Source organism: Collinsella tanakaei (genome assembly GCF_016902615.1).
GTDB classification, from domain to species: Bacteria; Actinomycetota; Coriobacteriia; order Coriobacteriales; family Coriobacteriaceae; genus Collinsella; species Collinsella tanakaei_A.
The window spans coordinates 20,495-33,573 of record NZ_JACJMB010000014.1 but is presented as its reverse complement, the minus strand read 5'-3'; the positions used below and the strand labels follow the sequence as shown (position 1 = coordinate 33,573).

Here is a 13,079-nt window from a genome sequence, read left to right as displayed (position 1 = left end):
CTCATCGCGTACAACATGTCGGCGTGCTCCCCGCGTATGCGGGGATGATCCCTCAACGCCGTACATGTCGGTGTACGTTCCGAAGTGCTCCCCGCGTATGCGGGGATGATCCCCCATGCGAAGTCTAGCGCCGCCTCGGCGAGCTGTGCTCCCCGCGTATGCGGGGATGATCCCTTTTCACCGCCGACGGCGTTATCTACGGCCACGTGCTCCCCGCGTATGCGGGGATGATCCCCGGCCATCACCTTTGATGGCGTGTACGTGCGGGTGCTCCCCGCGTATGCGGGGATGATCCGACCATGGACTTCACGTGGTACGTCGACGTGATGGTGCTCCCCGCGTATGCGGGGATGATCCCCGTTCTCGTTGCAGGGAATCGAGCTTGCCCACGTGCTCCCCGCGTATGCGGGGATGATCCCGCTCGGGACGGCGCCCGTCGCCGCGTTGAAGCGTGCTCCCCGCGTATGCGGGGATGATCCTGCGGCGGCGGAGGACGCGCGCAACGCCGCTCAGTGCTCCCCGCGTATGCGGGGATGATCCCTCGTAGGCCGCCGTATGCGGTCCCCACAGCACGTGCTCCCCGCGTATGCGGGGATGATCCCTGGTACATGACCGTGACGTGCTTGTCGTTCACGTGCTCCCCGCGTATGCGGGGATGATCCCTCTTGGGCGGATATCTCTCCCTTCTCCATGGCGTGCTCCCCGCGTATGCGGGGATGATCCCAGACTCAGCGTCGCCGGCCCCGAGCAGGCCTAGTGCTCCCCGCGTATGCGGGGATGATCCCATGTGGTTGCACTCTCGTTTGGCTACCGTCGAGTGCTCCCCGCGTATGCGGGGATGATCCGTCACGGTGCAGGAAATCTACCCGCCCGATGTTGTGCTCCCCGCGTATGCGGGGATGATCCACGGCCTGCTGCGATGCCATCAGCTTTTCGTACGTGCTCCCCGCGTATGCGGGGATGATCCCTCGTCGCGGAGCGCTTCATCGGCCCCCTTGATGTGCTCCCCGCGTATGCGGGGATGATCCCACAGAGCGCGTCGGGGAGGATGACGAGCCCGCGTGCTCCCCGCGTATGCGGGGATGATCCCCCCGCCCACTCGCCGTCCTCGCGGCAGAGGACGTGCTCCCCGCGTATGCGGGGATGATCCCGACGCGGCGCGCCAGACCATGCTGCGATACGCGTGCTCCCCGCGTATGCGGGGATGATCCCATCGCGTCGATCTCGGGGTTCGTGACGGCCTCGTGCTCCCCGCGTATGCGGGGATGATCCGCGCACGGATGCGTAACCGTCTTCTTTGACTACGTGCTCCCCGCGTATGCGGGGATGATCCCCGCCTGTAGCGGTCCCAATCTATATCGACGGAGTGCTCCCCGCGTATGCGGGGATGATCCTGAGGTTGACCGACCTCGAGATGCGCCGACTGCGTGCTCCCCGCGTATGCGGGGATGATCCGGTCTCCGTCAAGACCGGGGGCATCGGCACCGAGTGCTCCCCGCGTATGCGGGGATGATCCCGGCAGATAACAAGCCCCGATAGAAAGAAGGATGTGCTCCCCGCGTATGCGGGGATGATCCGATGCGGCGCTCGTCGCCCGGGTACAGCGGCTCGTGCTCCCCGCGTATGCGGGGATGATCCTCGCCCTTTGCGATGGAGACGGTGGCCTCCATGGTGCTCCCCGCGTATGCGGGGATGATCCCGTCCCCATGCAGAACGTGCCGCCGTAGTCCCCGTGCTCCCCGCGTATGCGGGGATGATCCCGGCGCGGCGTACGGGCACATGTTCGTGCCCTTGTGCTCCCCGCGTATGCGGGGATGATCCCAGCAACAGCGACAGAATCAAGAAGCAGAGCGGGTGCTCCCCGCGTATGCGGGGATGATCCCGCCCGTGACTGCATCCGCTCGAAATTCGCGGAGTGCTCCCCGCGTATGCGGGGATGATCCCTCGCTGAGCGTGACCCCGTCGCAGGCGGAGCGGTGCTCCCCGCGTATGCGGGGATGATCCCATCAGCATCGACGAGATAACCATCCCCGAGATGTGCTCCCCGCGTATGCGGGGATGATCCCGCGGCGGCACCGGCCCTGCAGGCGTACTTCCAGTGCTCCCCGCGTATGCGGGGATGATCCCCGGGGCCGGTGCATCCGGCCCCACCTAATCAGGTGCTCCCCGCGTATGCGGGGATGATCCCAAGAAATATCGTCCATCGTGAGCGTGATATCGGTGCTCCCCGCGTATGCGGGGATGATCCCTCGAAAATCCTCACAAGCAGGTTGCTTGCTTGGTGCTCCCCGCGTATGCGGGGATGATCCTACACTCTGACAATAAGCAATGTCACCGGCTTGAGTGCTCCCCGCGTATGCGGGGATGATCCTGCGTAGGCCCATTCGCAAGGCTTCCCATCGTCGTGCTCCCCGCGTATGCGGGGATGATCCCGACGGGTCCACCGCCTTGTTGACGCCCTCGATGTGCTCCCCGCGTATGCGGGGATGATCCCGGCCCAGACCGCATGGCAATCCCGTGCCGAGCGTGCTCCCCGCGTATGCGGGGATGATCCCAATTGCCAGGGCGACGGTTTCGATATTCGCGGGTGCTCCCCGCGTATGCGGGGATGATCCCGACGAGCTGATTATCCTTGAGTACCCGGCCTTGTGCTCCCCGCGTATGCGGGGATGATCCGCACTTGTAGGTGGTGGGCGTGCCATCGATAAGGTGCTCCCCGCGTATGCGGGGATGATCCTCGCACCAAAAATGCGTCAAGCCGTACAGGGAGGTGCTCCCCGCGTATGCGGGGATGATCCCGCGAACAAGATGAGCACGAACATCGAGTCCATGTGCTCCCCGCGTATGCGGGGATGATCCGATGAAAAAACGGCCCGCCCTCATAACGGACATGTGCTCCCCGCGTATGCGGGGATGATCCTGGAGAGCGCCACGCAATTTAACCCAATGGCCCGTGCTCCCCGCGTATGCGGGGATGATCCCTACGCAATGCTCGACAACCTCAAGCTGGGCTAGTGCTCTCCGCGTATGCGGGGATGATCCCGCGGCGGCAGGCAGGGCCGGGAAGGCGGCGGAGTGCTCCCCGCGTATGCGGGGATGATCCCTCCACCAGGTCGCCGAGGTCGAACCCTTTCAGGTGCTCCCCGCGTATGCGGGGATGATCCCACCTTGAAGTGGCGCGGGTCGCCCGCGTAGTCGTGCTCCCCGCGTATGCGGGGATGATCCCCGGTAGCGCGTGATGAGTGCGGGGACCGGGCTGTGCTCCCCGCGTATGCGGGGATGAGCCCAGCTCGTAGATGTGGTTGTCCTTCGGGAACTCGTGTTCCTCGCGTATGCGGGGGTGATTCCGAGCTTATTAAGCTGCGTCTTTGCTAAGACGAGGGGGGTCCTTATGGCGCGAATGGTGTCCCTTCGGGCGCGAGAGGATGCCAATGCCAGCCCCCTGCTGCCGTACCTTTGATGTGTGGTCAGATGGCACGATAGAAAGGACGTGGATCAAATGGGAACCCAGCATGCAGGCGTCATTCGCGGGCTGAGCATCGCGACGACGGTTATCGCCGCGCTGTGCACCGTGATTCTTCTGGTGGTATTGGCGGCATTTGGCTTGGGCGGGGTTGTGCTCAGCAATCCTGATATGCGCGATCAGGCCTCGTACGAGCTCGATATCGACCCTGAAGACGTCCAATCGCTCGAGGACCTCGGGATTCCCGCGGGCGATGATGCCGCCTTCGCCGGCTTTGTTCTCGGTGCGGGCGGCGCGTTGGCGGGTGTTGCGGTTGCATGCCACGTGGTTGCGCTGATCGCCGGCATCCTGGGCATCTGCAACGCGCGCAGGCCGGAGAAAGCTGACGATGCTGCTGGTCTGGACGATTATCGCCGCGCTGGCGTCTGTCGTTGCACGTAATTTCATTCTCGTGATACTTCTCGTCATCACCGGCATGCTCATCTTTATGGACCGTCGCGCGGCGAGCCTGTCGGGTGGACAGACGGCGTAGCGCATTCTTTGCGCAAGCGATGTCGAGTGGCGGACGCCCCTTCGCATGCAGATCTCCCCGTCGAGAGGGTGGGGCATGCGACAGGGTTCGTCCGCCTTTGTGCGAGTGCGCGCGAGAAGCTCCTCGTGTCCTGCTCGAGGCTTACCAAACTCCTATTGCAATTGTTCGCGCGGAGCGGTGGTGTCCAGGGGACGACGCGCACGTCCGATTCCCGCTCCAAAGCCCGGTTCAAGCCGTACCGCTGGCCGTCTTCAGCAGCGGAGCTGCAGGTTTCGCATGCTACGATGGTCACACCATCCGAATCGACCGAGTAGGGCGTGGCACCATGCAGACATCTCACGCGGGACTGATCCGAGGGCTCAGCATTTCGACTGTTGTCATTTCGCTGCTTTGCATTCTGCTTTTGAGCACCGCGCTTGCGATCTTCGGACTCGCCGGTGCCATGATGGACAACCCTGATGCGCGCAGCCAGCTGACGTACGAGCTGGCGCTCAATCCCGATGAGATGCAGACGCTCGAGAGCTTGGGCATTCCCGCGAGCGATCCGGCCGTCTTGGTGGAGTGGATCATCCAGACGCTGGGCGTTGTCGTGGGCGTGCTGACAGCCGCCCACGTCATTGTGCTTATCGCGGGCATCATGGGCATCCGAGGTGCACGGCATGCGGAAAAGCTCGGCGCGCTGTTCGTGTGGATGATCGTTGCCGCCATCGCGTCGCTTGTCGGCTGCAATCCCGTTTTGCTGGTGCTGACGATCATCATCGCGGTCCTCGTCGCCGGCGAGCGCGGGGTTGCTGCGGCGTCGGAGGAGGGCGCGCACTTCGCCCACTAGGTGGTCACCGCATTTCGTCGCCTATCGAAGCGGCATGCAAGCGGTGCACGCACTCAACGCTCCGCATTCGTCGTTCAATCCGTATCAGCTGCGTTCATTCCCAATTTCGTCATCGTCTGGCACCGCTGTGGTATTACTCAGTGGATGTCGCCCTTCGAGGCGTACATTTGGCGGAAAGGATTGAACTATGAATACCTCTCATGCGAAGGCGATACGCGGTCTGGGTATCGCGACGGTCGTGGTCGCCGCCATCTGCATCGTGCTGATGGTGCTGGTCGCCGCTGGTCTTGCGTTCGGCACGGCTGCGATCAACGACCCCTCGCTCTCCGATTCGGTGTCCTTCGGCGCCGTCAGCGGATCGATCGAGCTCGACGGCTTCTCCTTCACCGACAACCCCGTGTTCTTCCTGAGCGTCCTGATGGGTGCCGGCGTGGTGCTGGTCGTTGCTCTGGTCGTGTGCCACATCGTCGCGCTCGTCGCGGGCGCCAAGGCCATGCGCAACAGCGCCGACACGGCGAAGCTCGGCTCGGTGTTCGGCTGGAGCATCGCCGGTGCCGTGACGTCGCTGATCGGCAGCAACTTCGTGACCATGGTGCTGCTGATCATCGTCGCGGTGTTCGCCTACATGGATCGCAAGGCCGCATCCCAGGCGTAAGCGGTCATCGGGCACATTTGTTGCCCCGCGCCATAAGTACCGCTGCAACACAGAGGCGGCCCATCTGCCACAAAGCGGATGGGCCGCCTTGCTGTATCGCGCGTCGTGCTGCCCGGTGCACGCGCTCGCATTCGCCAGGACGGCGCGTCACCAAACGGGTCGCCGCTGCAGTCCTCCGCGAAATGCCACATGTATCCTCCCCGTCCATCTCGCCTCCACCACACCGATAGCGCGAGTCCGCGCGGGCGGGTAGACTGTAGGGCATACGACAAGAGAGGACGTTTCCCATGCCCGATACCCCCGCCGGCTCCCGCCGCATCTTCGCCGTCATCGACGGCAACTCGCTCATGCACCGCGCGTTCCACGCCGTGCCGCCGACCATGAACGCGCCGGACGGACGCCCCACGAACGCCATCTTCGGCTTCCTCAACATGTTTTTGAAGATGATCGACGCCTTCCATCCGGACGGGGTCGCCGTGGCCTTCGACCGCGGCAAGCCCCGCGTGCGCATGGAGATGCTGCCCCAGTACAAGGCGCAGCGCCCGCCGATGGATCCAGATCTGCGCCAGCAGTTCCCCATGATCAAGGAGCTGCTCGGCAAGCTGTCGGTGCCCATCTTGGAGGCCGAGGGCTGGGAGGGCGACGACATCCTGGGCACGCTCGCGCGCGCGGGTGAGGCCGCCGGCTGCGATATGTACCTCATCACCGGCGACCGCGACATGTACCAGCTCTCCACCGACCACGTGCGCATCGTCGGCACGAAGAAGGGCCTGTCCGACGTGCAGATCATGACGCCCGAGTCGGTCGAGGACCTCTACCACGGCATCACGCCCGAGCTCGTGCCCGACTTCTACGGCCTCAAGGGCGACTCCTCCGACAACATCCCCGGCGTGCCGGGCATCGGCCCCAAGAAGGCCTCCGCCCTCATCAACCAGTACGGTTCGCTCGACGAGGTCATCGCGCACGCCGACGAGGTCAAGGGCAAGATGGGCGAGAACCTGCGCGCCCATATCGACGACGCGCTGCTGTCGCGCAAGGTCGCGACCATCCAGACGAACGCGCCGGTGGAGCTCGACTTCGAGCACACTGCCTTCCCGGCCTACGACGCCGAGGCGGTCTCGGCAGCCCTGGGCGAGCTCGGCATCAACGCCATGCAGAACCGCTTCCTCTCGCTGATCGGCGGCGAGTCCGGCGCCGCGGCACCTGCCGTGGCCGCCCTCGAGCTGCCCGCGCCCGTGCGCGCGTATGCCGAGAGCGGCGAGGGCGTGGAGAAGGCCGCGGCCCTCGTGGCACGCGCCATCGAGGAGGGCGAGTGGGTCGCCGCCGTGCTCGATGACGACCGCGAGGCGGGGGCGCTTTTCGGTCTCACCCATACCCTCTGGGTCGCGCTGCCCGATGCCCTGGTCTCCTTCGAGGATCCGGAGGGCGCGAGCTGCAGTGTGGCGGCGGCCGCTGGCTTCGATTTTGCGGACGGTCTCATCACCGGTGTGCTCCGCCGCCTGTTCGAGGCGGGCAAGGTCGTCTCGCCCGACGTGAAGGCGCTCATCCACGAGCTTGTGCCCACCGACTCGTCTAAGCCCGCGGCCATGGACGCGCTCGATGTCGACGCGATGCGCATCTTCGACACGGTCGTGGCGGCCTACCTGCTCGATTCCGCCCGCTCGTCGTTCGACGACGCCTACATCGCCGACACCTACCTGCACGCGCCGCTGCCGGCAGCGGCAGGGGAGGAGGGTGCCGCCGCCGACGCGCTGCCCGCCGCCGCCCGCTCCGCCGCGCTCGCGCTGGCCGCGCTGACCCCGCTCGCGACGGCGCTCGACGCGCAGGGCGCGGTGGCGGTGTTCACCGAGATCGAGATGCCGCTCGTGCCGGTGCTCGCCGACATGGAGCGCACGGGCATGCTCGTCGACCCGGTGCGCCTGCACGCCATGAGCGAGAAGCTCGCCGGCGAGATCGACGAGCTCGCCGGGCGCATCCGCGCGCTCGCGGGCGACGACTCGTTCAATATCGGCAGCCCGATGCAGCTCTCGCACATCCTGTTCGACGTCATGGGGCTTCCCACGAAGGGCCTGAAGAAGACCCAGCGCGGCTACTACTCCACGAATGCCAAGGTGCTCGAGGACCTCGCGCGCGACCACGAGATCGTGCGCCTCATCCTCGAGTGGCGCGAGAAGTCGAAGATCAAGTCGACCTATCTCGACACGCTGGGGCCGCTTGCCGAGCAGAATGGCGACCACCGCGTGCACACGACCTACAACCAGACGATCACCGCCACCGGCCGCCTGTCGAGCTCGAATCCGAACCTGCAGAACATCCCGACGCGCTCGGAGCTGGGCCACACGGTGAAGACGGCGTTCTCGGCGGGCGAGGGCCGCGTGTTTCTGGCCGTCGACTACAGCCAGATCGAGCTGCGCCTGCTCGCGCACCTGTCGGCCGATGAGCATCTGGTGCGCGCGTTCAACGAGGGCGAGGACTTCCATGCCGAGACCGCCGCGCGCGTGTTCGGCGTGCCCGTGTCCGAGGTGACCCGCGAGCTGCGCAGCCGCGCCAAGGCGGTGAACTTCGGCATCGTGTACGGGCAGCAGGCCTATGGCCTGTCGCAGTCGCTCGACATCCCCATGGCCGAGGCGCGCGAGATGATCGAGGCGTACTTCCGCGCCTACCCCGGCGTGCGCACCTATCTGGACCGCACCGTCGCCGAGGCAAAGCAGAAGGGCTACGCGGAGACCATGTTCGGCCGGCGCCGCCCCATCCCCGAGCTTAAGATGCGCAACCCCGCGCAGCGCGCGTTCGGCGAGCGCACGGCCATGAACCACCCCATGCAGGGCAGCGCTGCCGACATCATCAAGATCGCCATGGCGCGCGTGGCGCGCCGCCTGCGCGAGGAGGGCTTCGCCGCGCGCATGATCCTGCAGGTGCACGACGAACTCGACTTCGAGTGCCCCGTTGAGGAGGTGGACCGTCTGACGGAGATGGTCCGCCGCGAGATGGAGGGCGTCGTGGAGCTTCGCGTGCCGCTGATCGCCGAGGCCTCCACGGGTGTCACCTGGGCTGACGCCAAGTAGCACGAGGGGGTACCGGGTGCGCCGCCGGGGCACACCCGGTACCGAGCGTCCTTCGGGGTGCGTGCCCGCCCGCGCCTGTGCCGACTTGGCGCGAAGCCGTCCCGTGTGCGGCTGCGCCACGCTATAATCGATGGCGTTGCTGCGAAGGCGCCCGGAGGAGAGGTAGCTGTATGTCCATCCACGATATGCCCACGATGTTCGATGACGCGGACCTCGCCCGCGTGAAGCTCGTGGCGAGCGACATGGACTGCACCCTGCTTGCAGACGACGGCAGCATGCCGCCGCACATGGCCGAGCGCATCCGCGCGCTGGCCGAGCGCGGCATCGTGTTCTGCGCTGCGAGCGGCCGTCCCCTCTACACGCTGCGCGACATGTTCCCGGACCTGACCGACTACATGGCGCTGCTCTCCGACAACGGGGCGGCCATCTCGTGCGCCGGCGAGATCGTGTTCACCGATCTCATCGATGTCGCCACCTACCACGAGCTCATCGACTTCACGCTCGCCGACGGGCGCGGCTGCCCGGTGGTCTGCGGCATCGAGGCGGGCTACCTGCGCCGCTGCGACGCCGTCTACGACGACTTCTTCCGTCGCTTCTTCACGCAGATCGTCTACGTCGACTCGCTCGACGACCTCGATGTGGATGTCAACAAGTACACCGTCTACTTCCCGGACAAGACGGCCGAGGAGGTCTACGCCGAGACCTACGCTGATGCCTGGGGCGGGCGCTTCTCGGTCACGAACGCCGGGCGCGAGTGGATCGACATGATGAACAAGCATGTCGACAAGGGTACGGGCATCCGCCGTCTGTGCGAGTACCTCGGCATCCCGCTTGCCGACGCGCTGGCGCTCGGCGACACCTACAACGACATCCAGATGCTCGAGGCCGTGGGCCACGGGTACGTGGTCGCCAACGCCGAGGAGCACATGCGCGCCCACGCGCGCTTCGTGGCGCCCACCAACAACGAGCGCGGTGTGGCACAGGTCATCGATCGGCTGCTGGAGCTTACCGACTGATATTTCCGGCGCATCTGTCCGGTAGATATCGACGTTCGGGAGGTTGCTCCGTATGGACATATCGTCTGCAGCCCGGCTGCCGCGCGGCGCCATCGCGCTTGCCGCCGTGCGCTTTCTGCTCTACCTGGGGGTCCAGGCGGCCTATTTCATCGGCGTTATCGGCACGCTGACCTATGAGCTCGAGGCGAGCACCGCCGCCATCGCGCTCGCCGTCGGGCTCTTCAACCTGTTTATCATCGGCGGCAACGCCTGCGGTGGCTCGCTGCTCGATACGCGCGGTCCCGCGGTGCACACACTGGTCGCGCTCGTGACCGCCGCCGCAACGAGCTTTGCCTTCCAGCTCGTCTCTGTGAGCATGGCGAGCGTGCTCGCAATGAGCGCGGGGTTCGGCCTGGCCACGGGCCTCGGGTTTACGTTCCTGTCGAGCTACCCCGCCTACCTCACCATCGATACCGAGGAGCTCAAGCGCGCCAACGCCCTGCTGTCGGTCGTGTCGAACGCCGCGGTGGTGGTGGGGCCGACCATCGGCGGCATCATCGCGACCGTGCTGCCCGTGCAGCGCGTCTTCGTGTTCGCCGGCGTCCTCGCGATCCTCGGTGTCCTGCCGGCTGCCGTCTTGCTGCGACGTATCGGCGGCGCGCCGGCTGTCGAGCGCGCCCTGGGGCGGGCAGACGATGAGGTGTCCTCCGCCGGCACCTTCGCCGATTCCGCCCGCGCGGTCTTCTCGGTGCCCTCGCTTGCCCTGCTGTTTTTGGTCGGCGTGCTCGCCTATGCGGGCTACGGCGCCTTCGACCCGCTCGAGTCGCTCTACTACCGCGATGTGCTGCAGGTCGAGATCTCGTGGATGGGGTGGCTGTCGAGCGCGGCGGGCGTGGGCAGCGTCGCGGGTGCGATGCTCGCCATGCGCGTGCCGCACCGTCTCATCACGGTGCGCACACTCATGCTGCTGATCGCCGCCGAGGGCGCGGCCTGCATCCTCTACGTGGGGACGGACAACGTCATCTGCGCCATCTGCGGCCAGGTTCTGCTCGGCTGCGCGTTCGGCATGGTCACACCGCTGCAGAACACGCTCGTGCAGATCAACGCGCCGCTGTCGCTGCTCGGCCGCGTGAACTCCGTCATGAACGCGGGCTTCAACGGCGCGGGCGTTCTGCCGCTGTTCGCCGCGCCGGTGCTTGCCGACCTGTTCGGCGTGCAGGCGGTGCTCGTGGGGGCGAGCTGCGTGGTCCTCGGCGTGCCGCTCATCGCCCTGGTGCTGCGCTTGGGGAAGGGCGAATAGGGCACCGCTGCCGGTACGCGCATCCGACGCCACGGGAGGGAAGCGAGTGCGTCGTGCCGTGACAGGTCCGGGGGCGGCTACCCCCAGGGCAACTTGACGAACTTGCCAACAGTCTCGCTCAGAAGACCTCTTAGCGAGACTGTTGGCAAGTTCGTCGTTATTGCGCATGCGGCGTTTGGCGCCCCGTACCCGACGCTTTCGGAGCGCTTCGGGCTCCGTCGATTTCGGCACGCTGCCGTCTTCATCACACGCGCATCATATCGTCCTCGGCCGCATATCGACGCTGCGTTATGCGTCTCGGGGGAGCGCGTGCATAAAGTTTCCTGTTTGTTACGTGGCATCAAGGTGTGCAAACCCGCAGGTCGCATTAGGTATTCGCCACGGGTGCCGAAAATAAATCCAATGAATTTGAAAAATCTCGGTTCACGCTGTACGCGCTTTAGCGTATAGTAGCGTCCAACGTGAAGCGGACAGGCGGCACGACCGCTCAGCGAACACACGCTACCGCTCACGGTTGTATCTGCACGTACTGGAACGTCTAGGGAGCACTCCGGTGAACACGGTTCTGGCAACATATGAGGGCATGGCCGCAAGCGCCATCATGCCCAGCCAGAATGCCGCCACGGTTGCTATCCGACGCCAGCGTGCGATTTCCCGACGACGATAACCGAGTCGTCTCGATCCGCATGAGGGCAAACTCTCGTGCACAGGGTTCGTCGATAGGTGCGTCGGGTTTCCTCCTCTGATCATATCGGGGTCGCGCTCTATGCGTAGGCCGGTAGGGGAGTTTTCGTTCGAACAGCTCGATATCCATGCGTATGCGCAGCGCAAGCACTGCCAAGGCGGGCTCATCCGGTTCCATCCGCTCATTTATTTGAAAGGAACTCCCATGAGCAAGGAAAAAGTCGTTCTCGCGTACTCTGGCGGTCTGGACACCTCCGTCTGCATCAAGTGGCTCCAGGAGGAGAAGGGCCTCGATGTCATCTGCGTGCTCGGTAACGTCGGCCAGGAGATCCACGGCCTCGAGTACAAGAAGCAGAAGGCGCTCGACCTGGGCGTCATTGACTGCCACGTGCTCGAGCTGAAAGACGAGTACGCCGACGAGTACCTCACGAAGGCCATCGCCGCGAACTCCATGTACGAGAACAAGTACCCGCTGCTCTCCGCCCTGTCCCGCCCGCTGCTCGCCGCCAAGCTCGTTGATGTCGCGCACCAGTACGGCGCCAAGTACGTCGCCCACGGCTGCACCGGCAAGGGCAACGACCAGGTGCGCTTCGAGGCGTCCATCCTGACGCTCGACCCCTCGCTCGAGGTCATCGCGCCGGTGCGCGAGTGGGATCTGAAGTGCCGCCCCGACGAGGTCGCCTACGCCCATGCGCACGGCGTGCCGGTGCCCGAGGGCGCCAACGACAACCCCTACTCCATCGACGACAACCTGTGGGGCCGCGCCATCGAGTGCGGTGTGCTCGAGGACCCGTGGAACGAGCCCCCGCATGACGTCTGGGTCATGACGAAGGACCCGGAGGAGACCCCGGACACCCCGACCTACGTCGACATCGACTTCCAGGGCGGCAAGCCCGTGGCGCTCGACGGCGTTGAGATGCCGCTCGCCCAGCTCGTGGAGAAGCTGAACGCGATTGCGGGCGAGAACGGCTACGGCCGCCTCGACCTGATGGAGAACCGCATGGTGGGCCTGAAGTCCCGCGAGTGCTATGAGGTTCCCGCCGCGCTCACCCTCATCAACGCCCACAAGGCCCTCGAGGACCTGACGCTCGAGCGCGACGTGCTGCACCAGAAGCTCTACCTCGAGCAGACCTGGGCTACCTGCGTGTACAACGGCCAGTGGTTCAGCCCGCTGAAGAAGGCGCTCGACGCCTTCATGGCCGAGACGCAGAAGTTCGTGACCGGCACCGTCCGCGTCAAGTTCTTCAAGGGCCACTGCACCGTCATGGGCCGCAAGAGCCCCTGCTCGCTGTATGACTTCGGCCTGGCCACCTACGACCGCGACACCACCTTCGACGAGAAGGCCTCCGAGGGCTTCATCACCATCGAGACCCTCTCCCTCAAGACCTGGGCGAAGATGCAGGGCCCGACCTCTGTCGCCGCGTCCGAGCTCGCCTAAGCCCCAGCTACCTCCCTGCTCTGGTTCCGACCGACCACTGACACTGACACGTCGGGGCCCCGAGCCTCCTACCTTCTTGCGGTGCTCGTGCGCACCGCCGCGCCGTCCCCGGTCGCGA

At 65.5% G+C, this 13,079-nt stretch carries 7 protein-coding genes and 1 CRISPR repeat array (1 of these 8 cut by a window edge); all 7 genes read left to right on the top strand.

Annotated features, from left to right (window positions below; all coding sequences use genetic code 11):
• Positions 1-3,348: a CRISPR direct-repeat array (repeat unit 29 nt; unit sequence GTGCTCCCCGCGTATGCGGGGATGATCCC) (it extends 160 nt beyond the left edge of the window).
• 151 nt (positions 3,349-3,499) lie between these two features.
• The 7 genes from H6A21_RS06220 to H6A21_RS06190 all read left to right on the top strand — a co-directional run bounded on the left by H6A21_RS06220 (position 3,500) and on the right by H6A21_RS06190 (position 12,961).
• Positions 3,500-3,904 (top strand): hypothetical protein, encoded by a 405-nt coding sequence (locus H6A21_RS06220; protein ID WP_204561420.1) that lies wholly within the window; start codon positions 3,500-3,502, stop codon positions 3,902-3,904.
• A gap of 494 nt (positions 3,905-4,398) precedes the next feature.
• Positions 4,399-4,824: a hypothetical protein gene (locus H6A21_RS06215; protein ID WP_204561418.1), complete on the top strand. Its 426-nt coding sequence runs from the start codon at positions 4,399-4,401 to the stop codon at positions 4,822-4,824.
• A 187-nt stretch (positions 4,825-5,011) separates the two neighbouring features.
• Positions 5,012-5,479 carry a hypothetical protein gene (locus H6A21_RS06210; RefSeq protein ID WP_204561416.1) on the top strand — a complete coding sequence of 156 codons (468 nt, stop codon included), beginning with the start codon at positions 5,012-5,014 and terminating at the stop codon, positions 5,477-5,479.
• Positions 5,480-5,766: 287 nt separating this feature from the next.
• Positions 5,767-8,544 carry a DNA polymerase I gene (gene polA, locus H6A21_RS06205; RefSeq protein ID WP_204561414.1) on the top strand — a complete coding sequence of 926 codons (2,778 nt, stop codon included), beginning with the start codon at positions 5,767-5,769 and terminating at the stop codon, positions 8,542-8,544.
• A gap of 170 nt (positions 8,545-8,714) precedes the next feature.
• Entirely contained in the window at positions 8,715-9,560 is an 846-nt protein-coding gene (locus H6A21_RS06200; protein ID WP_239462704.1) for an HAD family hydrolase, read from the top strand.
• A 52-nt stretch (positions 9,561-9,612) separates the two neighbouring features.
• The gene (locus tag H6A21_RS06195; protein ID WP_204561412.1) at positions 9,613-10,839 is read left to right on the top strand and encodes an MFS transporter; all 1,227 of its coding nucleotides are present in this window, start codon (positions 9,613-9,615) and stop codon (positions 10,837-10,839) included.
• 889 nt (positions 10,840-11,728) lie between these two features.
• Positions 11,729-12,961, top strand: a complete 1,233-nt coding sequence (locus H6A21_RS06190) for an argininosuccinate synthase (protein WP_204561411.1) — start codon at positions 11,729-11,731, stop codon at positions 12,959-12,961.
• The last annotated feature ends 118 nt before the right edge of the window (positions 12,962-13,079 follow it).